Origin of the sequence: Lysinibacillus sp. NPDC097279 (assembly GCF_044761745.1) — a bacterium.
In the GTDB taxonomy this organism is placed as follows: domain Bacteria; phylum Bacillota; class Bacilli; order Bacillales_A; family Planococcaceae; genus Lysinibacillus.
In genome coordinates this window covers 465,444-482,873 of record NZ_JBIWDA010000001.1, presented here as the reverse complement: position 1 = coordinate 482,873, position 17,430 = coordinate 465,444, and the positions used below count along the sequence as shown (strand labels likewise).

12 protein-coding genes are annotated in these 17,430 nt (G+C 37.7%); 2 read left to right on the top strand and 10 right to left on the bottom strand.

Annotated features, from left to right (window positions below):
• Positions 1 to 449: 449 nt before the first annotated feature.
• Positions 450 to 1,715, top strand: coding sequence for an RNA polymerase factor sigma-54 (gene rpoN, locus ACIQ1H_RS02255; protein ID WP_402886211.1), 1,266 nt, complete (start codon positions 450 to 452; stop codon positions 1,713 to 1,715).
• A 456-nt stretch (positions 1,716 to 2,171) separates the two neighbouring features.
• Here the strand turns inward: rpoN and hutH are convergent, their stop codons facing one another.
• From hutH to hutU, 8 genes are all read right to left on the bottom strand, one after another.
• Positions 2,172 to 3,677: a histidine ammonia-lyase gene (hutH, locus tag ACIQ1H_RS02250; protein WP_402886209.1), complete on the bottom strand. Its 1,506-nt coding sequence runs from the start codon at positions 3,675 to 3,677 to the stop codon at positions 2,172 to 2,174.
• A 38-nt stretch (positions 3,678 to 3,715) separates the two neighbouring features.
• The gene (locus ACIQ1H_RS02245) at positions 3,716 to 5,032 is read right to left on the bottom strand and encodes a Na+/H+ antiporter family protein (RefSeq protein WP_402886207.1); all 1,317 of its coding nucleotides are present in this window, start codon (positions 5,030 to 5,032) and stop codon (positions 3,716 to 3,718) included.
• Positions 5,033 to 5,052: 20 nt separating this feature from the next.
• Positions 5,053 to 6,222, bottom strand: a complete 1,170-nt coding sequence (locus ACIQ1H_RS02240) for a hypothetical protein (protein WP_402886206.1) — start codon at positions 6,220 to 6,222, stop codon at positions 5,053 to 5,055.
• A 12-nt stretch (positions 6,223 to 6,234) separates the two neighbouring features.
• Positions 6,235 to 7,413: a M20 metallopeptidase family protein gene (locus ACIQ1H_RS02235; RefSeq protein WP_402886204.1), complete on the bottom strand. Its 1,179-nt coding sequence runs from the start codon at positions 7,411 to 7,413 to the stop codon at positions 6,235 to 6,237.
• A 16-nt stretch (positions 7,414 to 7,429) separates the two neighbouring features.
• The gene (locus ACIQ1H_RS02230) at positions 7,430 to 8,593 is read right to left on the bottom strand and encodes a M20/M25/M40 family metallo-hydrolase (protein WP_402886203.1); all 1,164 of its coding nucleotides are present in this window, start codon (positions 8,591 to 8,593) and stop codon (positions 7,430 to 7,432) included.
• Between the two features lie 15 nt (positions 8,594 to 8,608).
• Positions 8,609 to 9,874, bottom strand: a complete 1,266-nt coding sequence (gene hutI, locus ACIQ1H_RS02225; protein WP_402886202.1) for an imidazolonepropionase — start codon at positions 9,872 to 9,874, stop codon at positions 8,609 to 8,611.
• A gap of 12 nt (positions 9,875 to 9,886) precedes the next feature.
• Positions 9,887 to 11,239, bottom strand: a complete 1,353-nt coding sequence (locus ACIQ1H_RS02220) for a YjiH family protein (protein ID WP_402886201.1) — start codon at positions 11,237 to 11,239, stop codon at positions 9,887 to 9,889.
• Between the two features lie 78 nt (positions 11,240 to 11,317).
• On the bottom strand, positions 11,318 to 13,033 hold the full coding sequence (gene hutU, locus ACIQ1H_RS02215) for a urocanate hydratase (protein WP_402886199.1): 1,716 nt from the start codon (positions 13,031 to 13,033) through the stop codon (positions 11,318 to 11,320).
• Positions 13,034 to 13,323: 290 nt separating this feature from the next.
• Here hutU and ACIQ1H_RS02210 point away from each other — a divergent pair, with 290 nt between their 5' ends.
• Positions 13,324 to 15,006 carry a sigma-54 interaction domain-containing protein gene (locus tag ACIQ1H_RS02210; RefSeq protein ID WP_402886197.1) on the top strand — a complete coding sequence of 561 codons (1,683 nt, stop codon included), beginning with the start codon at positions 13,324 to 13,326 and terminating at the stop codon, positions 15,004 to 15,006.
• 147 nt (positions 15,007 to 15,153) lie between these two features.
• Here ACIQ1H_RS02210 and chrA read toward each other — a convergent pair whose 3' ends face one another.
• Positions 15,154 to 16,314: a chromate efflux transporter gene (chrA, locus tag ACIQ1H_RS02205; RefSeq protein WP_402886196.1), complete on the bottom strand. Its 1,161-nt coding sequence runs from the start codon at positions 16,312 to 16,314 to the stop codon at positions 15,154 to 15,156.
• Between the two features lie 99 nt (positions 16,315 to 16,413).
• Positions 16,414 to 17,280, bottom strand: coding sequence for a DUF4179 domain-containing protein (locus ACIQ1H_RS02200; protein ID WP_402886194.1), 867 nt, complete (start codon positions 17,278 to 17,280; stop codon positions 16,414 to 16,416).
• Positions 17,281 to 17,430 lie beyond the last annotated feature (150 nt).

The window sequence follows — 17,430 nt, the reverse complement described above, 5'->3', positions numbered from 1 at the left end:
TTAAATTATATATAGATTATTCAACCTATTCTGATATTTTTTAAAGGTTTTTAGCTTAGTACCTTTAAACCTGGAGAACTTGTTAAATTTATGATGATTTAATCGTTATTTTGTCTTTCTAAATTCTCATCATAACTTGAATTGTCCGTGCTCCATGTTCTATAGAACTTTCATTTCGCCCACTTTGCTGGCCACTACAGTTATCAAGGTGTCGTTATCCCATTTACGACTAATTTTACAGTAAGCATCTATAAAAACGGTGCTTTATATTAAATGAAAATTATTTTACAGGACGGCATTACGCCGTTCTTTTTTATGTAAATAAATCTTCTATAAAAATCTTTGTATAAAAGTAATACAGCAAAAACTAGTATATAGTTGATATTTTTCTGAAAATTCACTCAGTTATATGATATGATAAGAAAAAGTGATAGACAGGAGGAATCATAATGGACCCGAGTTTAAAGCTACAACAACAACAGAAAGTGATGATGACACCTCAATTACAGCAGTCTATTGAATTACTACAATACAATGCCTATGAATTAGAGCAATTTCTTTATGAACAACAATTAGAAAATCCATTAATTGATCTACAATCGCCAACTTTTCAGGAGAGAGTTTTTAGTACTACCTATAACTCTGCTTCAACTATGCCCAACGAATTTTATACAAAGAGTGCGGAACCAAACTATCGTGAGGAGTTATTACAATTAGCTGCACTAACTTTTGAGGGGGAAGATATACGACTTACCCAAACCGTAATTATGCACTTAGATCATAAAGGGTATTCGCCACTACAGATTGGCCACCTTTCAGTACAACAGCATGATCGCGCCATTCAATTATTACAGCAAATTGGCCCTGCTGGAATAGGTGCACGTAATTTGCAAGAATGTCTTTTGTTGCAAATTGAAGAGAAAGACTTTGATTTGCAACAGCTTATCCAAAGCGGTTTATCTCTGTTAGCCGAACGAAAATTCCTAGCTCTACAGAAATCGCTGCAGCTATCAAAGGAACAATTATCAAATTGCATTAATCGGCTACAACAATTAACACCAGTACCTTGTACGTTGAGCCAAGAGAATGATACGTTGTATGTCACTCCTGACATTATCGTTTTTCTTGAAGACGGGACATTACACTTTAGTTTAAATGATGGCTCATTACCGATAGTTCAACTCGATGAAAGCTATAAAAACATTACTTCTTTTTTACCTCAATCTGAGCAAAAATATGTAAAACAACATTTCAAGCATTATAACTGGCTTATACATAGCTTACAGCAACGTCGACAAACAATTATTCAAATAATGTCTGTAGTTTTAGAGCATCAGCAAGCATTTTTCATTCATGGTCTCTCTTCTTTGAAACCGCTTACCCTACAAGATGTCGCAACGAAAATCGATATGCATGTTTCAACGGTAAGCCGAGCAATTCGCAACAAACGTATTCAAACACCTGCTGGAACGTATTTATGGAAAGATTTATTTTCTTCAAAAATTGACAATATGCAAGCGCAACATTCTCAAACTTCCATTTTGGAAATGGTCAAAAATATTATTACAGCAGAAAATAAACAAAAGCCATTATCTGATCAAAAGATTGCTGAAATACTAGCAAACTCCCATCAAATTCAAATTGCGAGACGCACGATCAGCAAGTATCGCGAGGAACTAGGAATACAAGCTGCGAGCAAACGTAAGGAATTATAATGGTTCACTCAACACGTAACGTTCTAAGTACTTTCGAAACAAAAACGAATGAGAGAGTACGAGAACGAAAAACGTTCCCGTACTCTCTTTATTTTCGATGCTTTGATTTCTATTTCAGTGGTAATGTTCAAGGGTAACATATAAAATTTCATAAATATTAAACGACTTCTAACTGAGGGTTTTATGCTTCAACTATAAAGCAAAGCTTTAAGTTGAACAGAATGCCCAATATAATATCAACTTAAATTAGTTTAGGAGCTGATTTAATGAATGTTAGAAAAAAAGGTTATATAGAAATACTTATTGCAATGATAATATTAATAACAATAATCTTCATTCTAGATATTGCTACACAGAGTGTATTAATAATTGTTGGCGTTATAGTTCTTTTTAATATAATTTTGTTTGAATTATTTATATTCTTTAAATCCTAAGCGCTAGGCATTCAAACAATTTTTACCCAATCGTTAAAATATCATTACTATTTAATAAATAGTTTGCGAGTGCCTCTGTTTCTTCACCAATCGCTTTGTCCCCTTCTAATGGTGGGCAAAACGAACGTATGATATTTAAATATTTACGTGTTGTAGGTGCTAATTGCTCTTCTGCTTGCTCTAAATAAATAGCTTGAGAAGCGGCGATTAATTCAATGGCTAGCACACGTGCACTATTATGCACAATTTGTCGTGCTTGCCTTGCCGCAGTTGTCCCCATACTGACATGATCCTCTTGATTGCCAGAGGTAGGAATAGAATCGACACTCGATGGATGCGCAAGTACTTTGTTCTCAGAAACAAGAGATGCTGCAACATATTGCACGACCATCAAACCACATTCAAGTCCTGGATCTGTTGCTAAAAATGGTGATAATCCACTTAATTGAGGATTTACTAAACGTTCCGTTCTTCGCTCAGAAATATTCGCCCACTCCGCTACGCCTACTTTTAAAAAATCCATTGCAAGTGCAATCGGCTGCCCATGGAAATGACCACCAGATAATACCTCACCATTTTCTAATACAATCGGGTTATCTGTCGTTGCATTAATTTCCGTCTGCAAACGTTGCTGTACATAATCAAAACATTGCCAAGATGCACCATGAACTTGCGGCACACAACGTATTGAATAGGCATCCTGCATACGGACTGCACCTTGCGTCGTTATCCTTTGACTACCAGTTAACCACTTTCGAATTCGATTACCAACCGATGCAAGTTCAGCATGAGGGCGCACAGCCAATAAATCAGCATCAAATGCAGAAATAATGCCCTGTAACGCTTCCATTGTGAGACAGGCTGCCATATCTGCTATATAGCCAAGACGTTCCGCCTCTTTAATTGTCATTACCCCTATGCCAGTCATCGCCTGTGTCCCATTTATTAATGCAAGTCCTTCTTTCGCTTGCAGTCGGACAGCTGTTAACCCCACTTTTGCTAATGCTTCCTGCCCTGACATAACATGTCCATTTACTTCTGCCTTGCCCTCTCCAATCAACACTAATGCGATATGTGACAGGGGGGCTAAATCACCACTTGCTCCAACAGATCCTTGGGAAGGGACAATAGGATGAACATTATGATTAATTAAATCCACTAGTAATTGAAGTGTTGCTTGCCGAATGCCAGAGTATCCTTTCGCTAAAGCATTGGCACGTAAAACCATCATTGAACGAACAACTGCTGTTTCCAACGGCACCCCTACACCAACCGCGTCAGCGCGTAGCAAATTTAATTGTAATAATTCATTATCCTCGTCGGCAATTTGGACATCGCTTAGTTTCCCAAACCCTGTATTTACACCATAAATAGTATGTCCATCCGCTAATCTTTGTTCAATTCGAGCACGGCTTGCTTGCACTCTTTCTAAAGCGCTTGGTGCAATGGCAACTTGAGCATGCCCCCTCGCTATTTGATCAATTTGCGTTATCGTCAATGTATGACCATCCAACTGAATAACTTCCATCTAGAACTCCACCCCTTTGATTGTTACGACTTTTTTATCTATAAAACCATTGCTGCGATTATGCCAAAAATAAATAAAGGGATATTATAATGTAAGAATGTAGGTACACAAGTATCCCATATATGATTGTGCTGCCCATCTGCATTCAACCCTGATGTCGGACCTAATGTACTATCAGAGGCAGGGGAACCCGCATCCCCTAATGCACCTGCTGTTCCAATTAGCGCAGCTGTTGCAAGCGCACTAAACCCAACTGCCGCACATAACGGCACGAACACTACAGCTAAAATAGGAATGGTCCCAAAAGATGTGCCAATCCCCATTGTTACTAGTAAACCGATAAATAATAAAAGGATAGCTGTTATAAGTTTGCTTTGTCCTGTCATACCAGTCATTGCCTCTACAAGCTCCGTAATAGCATTTGTTTCTTTTAAAATCGTTGCATAGCCTGAGGCAATTAGCATAATAAAAGCAATAACCCCCATTAGTTTGACGCCATTTTGGACCACTTCTTCACTATCCTTAATAAACACTACACGGCCTATAAACATAATGATAATGCCTGATAATGCGCCTAATACTAATGAGCTTAATGATAATTGAATGCCCAGTGCTACAAAAATGGCAACGATTGCTATCCATCCTTTCGTATCCAAGGATGCCTTTTTATTTTCTAATTTTGCTTGCTCATAATCTTTAATATCCTCTTCTAGTTGCTTATACTCTCGCGGTTTTCTGTAGGAAACAAATACAGCAATCGCTAAACCTACAAACATACCAATAGCAGGAATAGCCATCGCTTTCGGTATTTGACTTTGAATAATGGCCATTCCATTGGCTGTCATCTCATTAGCAATAATTCCTTGAAATATTAATCCATAGCCAACGGGAATCCACAAGTAGGGCATTTTTAAGCCAAATGTTAGGGCTGATGCTAATGCACGACGATCCATTTTTAATTGATTAAAGAAAAATAAAAGTGGTGGTATCAATATTGGAATAAAGGCAATATGTACGGGAATCAGTGTTCCTGATAAACACGCAATGATTGCCAACGCAAAGATTAAAATGTATTTATTAGGCTTTTCGAGTGACAATAATTTTTGTATCAGAATGTTTGCTAAGCCAGAATGCGCAATTAATGCCGCAAAAATTCCTAACAATATATAACTTAATGCCGTCTCAGATTGACCTCCCATTCCACCAATAAAAATTGAAAGTGATTCAGAGAGCGATAAACCAGCAACAAGCCCTGCGACAATAGCCGCAATTAATAAAGCAAATAATACGTGAATACCACATAAACTTAAAATGGACAACACAATGACTGAGATTAAAACAGGATTATCTAACATCTACATCCCCACTGTCTGTTTTATATTGTTTTAATCAAAATACTTGCAATAATAACACTTCCCAAGGTTACCGTCGTAAACCCTCCTACAAGCATTGGTGTTAATATTTCATTAAAGATTTTTCTTTGCTCTTCTTCCGTTTTACCAATGCTTCTACTGACTTCCTCACATACAATGTAATCACCTGGAAAGCCGAATGTAGACGTTAATGCAACTGGAATCCCAAGAAAAGGATTCACCTTTAATAACTTAGATCCTAGTAACCCCCCTAATAAAATGCCAGTTACTCCTACGAAAAGAATTGTTAACACAGCAGGTAATTTATCAATAAACATCTCAAATGTAATATCGTTCATCATCCCAATAACGATGAAAATAATTCCTGCCATCCCAACGGTAAAACTATTTGATTTCTCCATAACACGTTCAGGATAAAATTTCACTAACCGACCGATAATACCTATCGCCAACGCCCATAAGCTATACGGAATTCCAGTTAATTTGGCTAAAACTACGGCTAGCGCCCCACCAATAAACAACATAAACAGTAATACTAAAGGCGTTTGAAACTTTTTAGGAACGATTAATTGATCATTATCTTCTTGACCAAATGCAACCGTGTTGGAGGCTATATACGAACCGCTTTTTATTTGCTCACTAATCACCGTTGCATGTTTGCGTAACAATAAATTTGCTAGTGGAATTCCAATTAACGACTGCAAAGCCATAATTAATGCAGGGATGGTCAATAAGCTGACAAACCCCAATTCTTTTATCCCCTCAGATGTAATTAAAACTGCAATAATCCCCCCATTTAATGGTCCCGTACCTGCAACAGCAGTTTGATAATCAAAAAGGACGGTCACAATTGTTAAAATAAAGAGTGAAGCAAAAAACATACCCATTATTGCAATTAACACTACTTTCCATTGGGAGCGAATCATTCGTAATGGAATTAAAGTACCCATATGAACTAAAATAGGTGCCGTTCCTAATAAAGCGCCAACCGTTAAAAATGTCGAGTTTTCAAGCAAATCCTTCGGAAAAATTCCTAGCCATAACAAAATTAAATAGCCCATCATTGCCACAAAAAGCATTGGCACTCTTGCTTTACTAATAACGGAAATGATTTCTCCTAGCGCAACGAGCCCTAAAATAATCATCGCTGCAATTACAGGTTCTTGAACCATTTAATCTCCCCTTTAACTATTTAATGTTAAAGCTGAATGAACAAAAAGTTTTAATCCAATTGCTAATGAATCTTCATTTACTGCAAATCTAGGATGATGATGAGGATAATTGAATGTTTCATCATCAAACGCTGCTCCAATCGCGATAAATACACCAGGTACTTTTGTTAAAAATGCCGAGAAATCTTCTCCGCCCATAAATGGCCCTATGTGCAAAATGGTATCGGAAGGAAAATGCTGTTGGATAACCTCTTCCACTACGGCAGTTAATTGTTCATCGTTTATTACTGATGAATAACCATCATTGTACGTAAAATTATAATCAGCACCATGTGCAGCAACCGTATGCTGAACTTGCATGGCTATTTGTTGGGCAATACGTTCTCTCACTTGCTGCGAGAATGTTCGGACACTTCCACCTATTACTAAGCGATCAGGGATAATATTTTTGGCGCTGCCCGCATGAAACTCTGTCACCGCAAGTACCGCTCGTTCTTCTGCATTCACTTTTTGCGGAATGATATGGTGTAATACATTTGTAATTTGCGACCCTATTAAAATCGGATTAATAGAATCATGAGGCTGAGAGGAGTGGCCTCCCTTTCCGATTATTTCTAAATCAAACGTATCTGAATTGGCTGTAAAAGGGCCTGCACAAATGCCTATTTTGCCTGTTGGAAGCGTAGAAAATAAATGCAATCCTATTATGCGATCAACACCATCCACTACACCGGCTGCTACCATCTCTTTAGCGCCTCCTGGAAATAATTCCTCAGCATGTTGAAAGATGAAGCGAATTTCCCCTTTTAAAGATTGCTGCAACGTAGATAAAATTTTAGCAGCGCCTAGTAACATAGCAGTATGACCATCATGACCACAAGCGTGCATTACACCCGCTACTTTAGAAGCGAACGGTAAATCTGTTTCTTCTTGTATCGGCAAAGCATCCATATCTGCTCTGAATGCCAAACAATCTCCTGGTAACGTCCCCTTTAAAACAGCTAACACACTTGTTTTTGTCGGCCTCGTTACGACTAAATTTCCAAAAGAGATTAACTGATTGTAAACAAAATCTGCAGTAGCATATTCTTCATACGATAGTTCAGGGTTTTCATGTAAATATCTTCTCCACTGTAAAATTTGCGGCACTACTTGCTCTATTTCTTTCGCTACATTTAAAGTGCTTGACATGTAACACTCTCCTCCTTTAATTTTTATGGCGTTCATACCACTGCTCAATTAATGCAGCAGTTAATCTACCCGTATTAACTAAGTTTTCAATACTAATATTTTCTCTAAAAGAGTGAATATTCTGAAATCCATTCCCGAGCGTAATACACGTTAATCCATGTTCATTTAATACATTCGTATCTGCGCCACCTAATGTTTTTGTTAAATAGGATGAAACGCAAATATTATCAGCCGCTTTTTTTACCGTTTTCACAAGATCATCTTCCTCAGAAATATTAAAGCCCAAATACTTTTCTTCAATGTTAACCTCGACCGTCCCCTGAAATTTCTGTGCTGCTCTTTCCATCGCTAGTTGCATATGTTGCAATTGTGCGTCCAGCTTCTCCTTTGAAAAACTTCTTACTTCGCCACCAAGCGTCACTGAACCTGGTATTATTGAAGTTAGTTCTCCACCACTTATAATCCCTACATTTGCTAATGTTTCACTATCAATTTCTCCAAGCTCCATTGATAACAACCCTTCGGAAGCAATGATAAATGCATTATTTCCTGCCTCTGCATTGAGCGCTATATGGGCGGCATTGCCTTTCACAGTGAACCAAATTCTACTACTATATGGACCTTGTAAAATGATTTGACCAACATCCCCGCTACTATCAAAGATATATCCATTTTTACTTTTAATCTTGTTATAATCCATATATTTTGCACCAACTAAACCTGCTTGTTCATTTACTGTTAAAATGAATTCAATTGGGCCATGCGGGACATCACTTTCAATAATAGCGCGCATTGCTTCGATATAAGAAGCAAGTGCCGCCCGATCATCCGCCCCTAAAATCGTCGTACCATCTGAATAAATAATCCCTTCCTTGATAATAGGTTTGAGGTGCTCGGTTGGTAATACCGTATCCATATGTGTAGAAAAAAATAATGGCGGAATCGTATTATCCGTTCCTGGATGCCAAGCAATTAGATTCCCAACTTCACCATTAAAATGTTCATGTGCTTCATCGAATGTTAATTGAAAACCAAGCTTCGGTAATGCCTCTTTTAAAAATGCTGCTACTAGACTCTCTTTACTACTTGGGCCATTAATTTTAGCCATTTCTAAAAATAATTGTACTAACTTTTCTTCATTTACATATGACGCTGCTTTCGATGCAAATTCAATTGTCATTACTAATTCTCCCTTCTAACTAAATGTGCCTTCCTTAGCCCATGTCCCATTACTTATAACAATTTGCCCGCTTTTAATAACCGTCTCTACAATATTCGTTCCAAGTTCATATGCTACATACTTGTAATTTGGTACATCCCATATTTGAAGATCTGCCATTTTACCAACTTCTATTGTTCCTCGATCTGCAAGATTTAGAGCCTTTGCAGCCATTTTTGTCGCCGCCTTAATTGCTTCCTCTACTGAAAATTGATAGAGTCTACATGCTAAATTAATTACAAAGGACATAGAAGTCGTATAACAAGCAGGGCACATATCTGTTGCTAGTGCTATTTGCATACCCTTATCAAGCATTTTCCGCGCTTCAAATGGTTTCTTATGGGCAACAGCGAAATCTAATGCAGGCATTAATACACCGACAACTCCAGCCTTCGCTAGTTGTGTCATAACATCTTCTGGTGTGTAATTGAGATGGTCAATGGAAATCATTTTCATGCGCGCAGCTAAATCTGAACCACCGATATACGAATAGGCATCCGCATGAATTTTAGGTAATAATCCATGTGCTAAGCCCGCTTGTAAAATACGTTCGGATTCAAGCTCAGTAAAATAGCCTTCATCACACCAAACATCACAAAACTCTGCTAAATGATGTTGAGCTACTTGCGGAATCATCACTTCAACAATTTCATCCACATATTGTTCCTTTGTTAAATGATCTGGAATCCCGTGCGCTCCTAAAAATGTATTGACTACATCAAGAGGAGTAAAATCGTTTAAGCGTCGACCTACTCGTAAAATTTTTAGCTCACTTTCTAGTGTTAAACCGTAGCCACTTTTACTCTCTACCGTTGTTGTACCATGTTTAAGCATCGTCAATATTCGTTTTTTCGCTTGTTCAAAAAGCTCTTCCTCAGCAGTATCTCGCGTAAGTTCGATTGTTCGATTTGGTCCTGTCGTAATAGCAAGCTTTTTTAAATTTTCTTCTATATTTCCAGTAAGTTTAGCAGCATACTCTTCAACTCGACTACCATGAAACACCAGATGTGTATGTGCATCAATATAGCCAGGAGCCACTACTTTCCCACTTGCATCAATACTGTTAGTAGCATCCACTACATAGCGTTGTTCAAGCTGTTGATGGCTACAAATATCGATAATTTTTTGTCCCTCTATAACGATTGCCTGATTGGTTAACACCTGAAAGTCTTGCATGCTATCACCTGTACAAGGTAATATTTGTGCTGCATTCTGAATAATCATGTCTGGTCTTTTTAACACACGACCACTCCTTTACAAAAGTATATAGGCGATAGGCGTGACGATAATGAGCGTTAAAACTGTTCGTACAAACCATACTGCAATCATCTTGCCTAAAGAAATGGGAATTTCCGTTGATAGAATACAAGGAATTAATGCAGAGAAAAAGAGAATGGCAGATATCGATAAAGTTCCAACAATAAATCGCGTCTCTATAGCACTATCTATAGCTACAAGTGAAGGTAAAAACATATCAATTAAATTAATGACGGCCGCTTTTGCCACTATTAACGGCTCTGTCATTTGCAGTAAATAGGTAATAGGTACAAATAAGTAAGCAGCATAATCAAAGATAGGTGTATTATTAACAAGCCATAAACCGATTAAGCCAATGGACATAATTGTTGGTAAAATTCCCATAGCCATCACTAAACCATCTTTCACATTGTCCTTCATACTTTGCCACAGATTCGGTGCATTTTCAGCTGTTTGTAACGCCTCTCTCCATGCACATTGCAAACGTTTTTCTTTTACAATTTTCTCTACATCCCCATCCATCTGGTTGTAATAGTCCGTACTCATATTACGAATAGGCCAAATCCGAACACTGATGGCTGTTACTAAAAATGTCACGAGAAACGTCACCCAAAAATAAAGATTCCAAATATCCATTAAACCTAGTGTTTTTGCAACGACAATCATAAAGGTAACTGAAACGGTCGAAAATCCAGTAGCAATAATCACCGCTTCTTTTGTTGTATATTTTCCTTCCTTATAAATGCGATTCGTAATTAATAAACCGATAGAATAGCTACCGACAAAAGAGGCAACCGCATCAATCGCCGATCGACCAGGCGTTTTCCAAATTGGCCGCATAATTGGCTGCACTATAATACCGATAAACTCCAACAATCCATAGCCTACCAACATAGCTAAAAATATGGCACCAATTGGAACTAATACTCCGATTGGTGTAAGCAGTGAGTTATACCAATAGGGTCCCATATCTGCAGCTAATAGCCAGCTCGGACCAACTTTAAAGACAACTAATATAGAGGCAATTGCACCGATTATTTTTAATAGAGAGATTACTATTTCTACTACCGATCGATTCCACGTTCTTTTATAAAAAGGATAAACGGCGCCAGCAATAACAATGATTAAAATATAGTAAACAATGGCTGACGAAAACTGTGTACGAATAAATGTCACTAAATGATCAAGTGGTATTGTTTTTTTACCATTTAGGGTGATAGAGATAAAGAACATGAAAATACCAAATAAGCTAAAAGCAAAAAATTTGTAGATGGCTGACTTTTTATATTGATGCGATACACCTTCTAGAAGGTTGTCAAAATCCACAGGTGACATATCAGCTTTTTTCATGTACATTCCTCCTTTTTAACTAACAAGAGGCCAGCATCTCTTATTGTTTATTGCACTGGCCTCTTTCCTAAAAATGCATTACACTTTTTCTTTTACCAAATCTTTCGGACCAAAAGTTGCAGTTGGTTCCCACCATAATGGGATTTGAATACTTTCATCCGTTAATTTTCCTTTCCCATTCGCTACATCTTTTGCAGTTTCATAACCTGCTTGTGCATGTCGCACAACGCCAATACCTGAATCCACTGTCATTGCTACTTCTAAGCGCATATCCGATTCCTCTGTTCCATCAGCAATCATCGTCACACCTGTATGCACAGCCTCTCCCATTGAATAGTTAGCTTGAAGCGCAATTAAGTCACACATACCAACTGCATTTAATAAACCATTTAATACTGGCCAGTCAGAAATTAAATCTCCGCCATCCTTCATATTTTCAGATTCAAATGTTGGATTGACAATGGAACCAGAGTCTAAATTATCGCGGGAGAAGGCAACTGGGCCACTTAACTCCCCTCGTCTAATCATATCGTTAACTTCCAATGCGAATTTTTTACGCTGTCCAAAGCCCATATAACAAATTCGAGCAGGTAATGCTTCTATCGGAATATGCTCCTTTGCAAGCTTAATCCAGCGAGTCACAAGGAAATCATCACTAAACTTCTCTAAAATCATATCGTCAATTTTCCGTAAATCCTCTGCCTCTCCTGACATGCAAATCCAACGGAAAGGCCCACGCCCCTCACAGAATAATGGACGGATATATTCTGCTACAAATCCTGGCAAACGCTTCGCCTCTTTCTCATCAAATCCAGCATCAATGCACTCTTTTCGAATACTTGTGCCATATTCAAACGAATGTACACCTTTATCTAATAAAGCTATTAATGCCTTCAGCTCGCGAACCATCGTATGGCGTGCTTTTTCTAAGTATGCAAGACGATCTTTATCACGTAGCGCGTCAGCCTCTTCGACACTGTAACCAGCTGGTAAATAGGCAATCGGGTCATGGGCAGGTGTCATGGAAGTTGCTATATCAGGTAAAAAGCCAATTTCTAATGTTTTTTCGAAAATATCTGCCGCATTACCTACTACTGCTATACCAAGCGCTTCGCCAGCAGCCGCTTTCGTTTTTGCTAGTTCAATCGCCTCTTCTAAAGAACCTACAACAATGTCAATAAAGCCCTTTTCAATGCGACGATTAATAATATCAATATTGGAATCACATAAAATAGCGACACCTCCGTGCATTGTCATCGCACGTGTCTGGTTGCCACCCATACCGCCTGCACCAGCAGTCAATAAAATTTTCCCAACAAGTGAGTCGTTATAATGCAATCGTGCAATTGCCGAAAGCGTTTCAAATGTACCTTGAATAACGCCTTGTGTACCGATATATTCCCAAGGTGCCGCTGTATAATTGGCATACATCGTTAAGTTCTTTTCTTGTAAATCATAAAATGTTGGCCAATCTGCTTTCATAATATTTGTCGTTGCCATAACAACAGTTGGTGCATATTTATGAGTTTTAAAAACAGCAACTGGCATCCCCGACTGTACAACAAGCGTTTCATTATCTTCTAAATTTTTTAAGGAATCTACAATGGCATGGTAGGACTCCCAGTTACGAGCTGCCTTCCCAATCCCCCCGTAAATCACGAGCTCTTCAGGTTTTTCGGCATTTTCCATATTATTTTCTAGCATTCTTAAAATAACTTCTTGGCGCCATCCTTTGCATCGTAATGTATTTCCTCGCTGCGCTTTTACTGAATATAAAATTTCTGGTTTTGTCATTGAAAATTCCTCCTTTTTTGTGACTACACACTTTAATAATGCAAATAGTGTGCCAACTTTCCAAAACACTCAAAAAAATTTTAAAAATGTGAAATACATGCTGTTTCCCAAATGATGTACATTAGCATTCGATCGTTGTTATTGTCACGAAATGGAAAGTCTATGCAGATATATTTTGCACCTCTTTAATATTCTGTATATTGTTTTTATTCAGAAAATAATTGTGATACGATAAAGGGCAAAGCAGATAAATTTTGCATGCAAAATAACGAGTGAAAGTAGGTTTTTGTATGAACAACGAATTGCAGCGTTACACAGCTTTTTTAGGCGCGAATATCATTGCACTAGACAACTCATTCAAGGTGAAATGGTGGCATTTCAATGAAAGTATCTCGTTAAATATCCAAGTGGATATGCCTATAGAAATCTTTGCTGCCATTGATGTGACAAGCTTGCATCAACCGCAACAATTACAAATACAAGACCAGCTTCTATCTTTTACAATAGAGCCTTTTTATTTTCCAGAGCAATTGTATATTGTTTCGGTAGAAAACTTAGTAGATTTCCAGCATTCCTTACAAAATAAAGTTTTTGTGCTAGAGGAAATTATAGAGCATTTAGATGAAGGGATTATTGTGAGCAATGAAGACGGGGACATTATTTATTACAATGAGGCACTCGCTAAAATGGAGGAGCATAAAAAAGAGGACATGCTTGGCAAGAAGCTGTGGGATGCGTATAACTATCAAGATCGTAGACTATCAGAGCATAATCATATTTTAAAAACAGCTAAACCCATTTATACGAAATATAGAGCACATGCCTATTCAGAAAATGAACCTAAATTTGTAGGTTACAGTTCGTTCCCTATTCAAAAGGATAATAAAACCATTGGTGTTTTTTCAATTACCCATACGGAAAAAAGCTTACGAAATCAATTACAACAAACATTGGATTCCAAACGTGAGACAATGGAGGTACCCGAAGAAGTCAAACGGAATAACGGAACGATTTACACATTTCAAGATATCAAAGGGAACAGTCACGAGCTCCTTCAAACAATATCTGAAGCGAAAAATATTGCAAATTATAATACGGATACATTAATAGTTGGGGAAACTGGCACAGGTAAAGAATTGTTTGCCCAAAGCATGCATAATTTAAGCCCTCGTGTAACAAAGCCCTTCGTTGCCATAAACTGTGCTGCCATCCCTGCTACATTGTTAGAGAGCACGCTCTTTGGCTCGGTTAAAGGGGCTTTTACTGGTGCTACAAACCAAGAAGGCCTTTTTGAATATGCCAAAGATGGAACTCTTTTTCTAGATGAAATCAATTCATTACCAATGGAGCTTCAACCTAAATTAATGCGTGTCCTGCAAGAACGTGCTGTTCGACGAGTGGGCAGTAATACACTTATTCCTATCGAATGTACGGTGTTTAGTGCATCCAATGAAGATCCAGAGCTACTAACTGCTGGCGAGCGAATGCGGCTTGACTTATTTTATCGTATAGCCCATTCAAGTATATATATCCCCCCGTTACGTGAGAGACCAGAGGATATCCTTTTCTTTATTCAGCATTTTTTACATAAAAATGTGCTGAAATATATGAAGGCAAATATCACGATTAAGCCTGACCTTTATCAAATTCTTGTTGCTTACGATTGGCCTGGCAATGTACGTGAACTGGAGCACTTAATTGAAAACATTGTAATTCAAGCGAGTTCTGACAGCGATATTACAGAAGATATGCTGCCACGTTATTTAAAAAATAAAATTTCAATAAAAGCGGCCCCATCTAAAAAACGCCCTTTCAAAGCACTTATGCATACAAATGAAGAACAGTATATACGGAAAGTGCTACAACAGTGTGATGGAAATATATCAGCTGCTGCGAAGCAATTAAATATTTCCCGACAATCGTTGCAATATCATATGAAAAAACTCGCAATTCAAAAAGAAGAGCTTATATAAAACGTCCAGGACAAAAAAGAAAAAGTGTTAGATTGACTACCATCAATCTAACACTTATTGCGTGCAAACTAAATTGTTTGAGTGCCTGGCACCGAGCTAGTAAACCTTTGGCAAGACATTGCCGTATTTCCGATGCCACAGTTTACTTTAGTAACATATAAGTCCAACGACTATCCCCAATACTACTAATAGGTAAGGTGACCATGCTCGTTTCATGGTCAGCCATAAAAATAAGGCTGCTAAAAGAAAATCTAATCCACTTTGTATTGATTGGGTCACAATGGGATGAATAAAAGCGCTAGCTAAAATACCAACAACCGCAGCACTCGCACCGACCATTGCACCTTGCAATGCTGTATGACTGCGCAGAGAAAGCCAAAAGGGCATTGCTCCAATGATTAAAAGAAATGCTGGTAGAAAGATACCCACTGTCGCTACCACTGCTCCTGGTAATCCAGCAATGACCATACCAATATAGGAGGCAAACGTAAATAATGGACCAGGCACTGCCTGCGCAAGACTATACCCTGCTATAAAGTCAGTAGAACTCATTAAGCCACTTTGTACAAATTGTGTTTCTAGCAATGGCAACACTACATGCCCACCACCAAATACTAAAGCTCCTGCTAGATAACACTTTTCTAATATCATAAGCCATTCGTATTTAAAAAGTGTATTTGCTATCGGTAAAGCCGTCAGTAGTATGACATAGAATGCGAGAAACAATCCACCTGTCGCTTTAGAGATGGGCATAGTTTTATTTGCAGCATCAGTATTTAATTTTGTTTGCTTAAAAAGGCGAGATCCTGTTAAACAAGCTAATGCTATGACAATTACTTGTGCAAACGGATTGTCCCATAATAGAACAGTTAAAAGCGATAATATGGCGATCATCAAGTGTAAAATACTTGGTATTAATTTTTTTGACATATCCCAAATTGCTTGTGCAACAATGGCGACAGCAACTATTTTCAAGCCATGAATCCAGCCCATGTCCATCGTCGTATGCTTGTAAAAATAGGCAAATAGCGTTAACAGCAACACAGAGGGCAATGTAAACCCAAGAAAAGAAACTAAACTTCCTAAAAGCCCTCCACGTAGGACACCAATACCCATTCCGACCTGACTTGATGCAGGACCTGGAAGAAAGTGACTTAGCGCTACTAAATTACTATATTCTTTATCCGTAAGCCATTCTCTCTTTTGCACATATTCATTTTGAAAAAAACCTAAATGGGCGGTTGGTCCTCCAAAGGAAGTACAGCCTAGCTTAAAGGAAGTAAGAAATATTTCTAACAGCTTTGGCAATTAGTTCAACTACTTTCCACGTAATATACAAACATATTACATGGAGAATACATTATTATTATTAAAATAATGTAAAAATTAATTAGTTGCGTGTAAAATTTATTTTACACGAATTTTGATAGCTGACCCCAGCTCAATATCCCCTGTCGTTACAGGGATTAGCTTATACGTTTTATCTGTTAAATAACGAGCATCGAAGCGAATCCCCCACTTTGTATGTGCTTCATTTATTGTATATGATGAGTCGTGACGCCATGTTTTTCCTGACTCTGTTAAAATTTTAAAGTCAATGGATTCATTCAATGTTTCCTTTGATTCAAAATAAACCGTAGTCGAAATGGGTGTAGAAACAACTTTATCTACATTAATTTCTTGGCCGTCATTAAGCTGAACTGTTTTATTAACATCGATTATTTTTCGATCCTCTTGTAGTTGTTTTTGGGAAGCTTCAATTTCAAATGCCCACGGATTATCGATTGGTTGTTCCCAATTCCAATCATTATAAAGAATTTTTAGATGTAGTATTTCATCTTTCGGTAAATCACGCATCTTCACACTGCTATAAATTGTATAGGTTGATGCTGACTGGGCAATGGTCTGTCCCCCATTTCGAACCATATAATCTTGACCATTCACTAGTATTTGCGGAAAGAAAAATATTTGATAGTTAAAATTCATGCCTTTTGCTGGTTCAAATGTTGCATTTAGTAATAATTGATTATCATCAATCATCACTTCATTTAAGGTCAATTGACCAAAATCATTTTTGGTTGTTGTACCTACAAGTGTTTTATAGGCCGAAAAATCCGACTCATCATGTTTATTAAAAATTGAGGAGACGAACAGAGCACTTGCCAAAAGTACACTGGCACCTACTAAAACACTTACTACAATAATCACCCATCTTTTACGTCTTCCACTTTTTCCAAAATAGTCGACTTCATGTACATGTGGCTCAACTGGCAATTAAACACCCCCGAGTTCAAAATCTTTCGACGTTAACTCTTTATGATTCATTGTAATAACGAGTTATGCATTATATAACCAACAACCCGCATAACAAAAAATGTGGTGTGTTATTCCACTAGTCAAAATCTCATCTCTAATTATATAAAA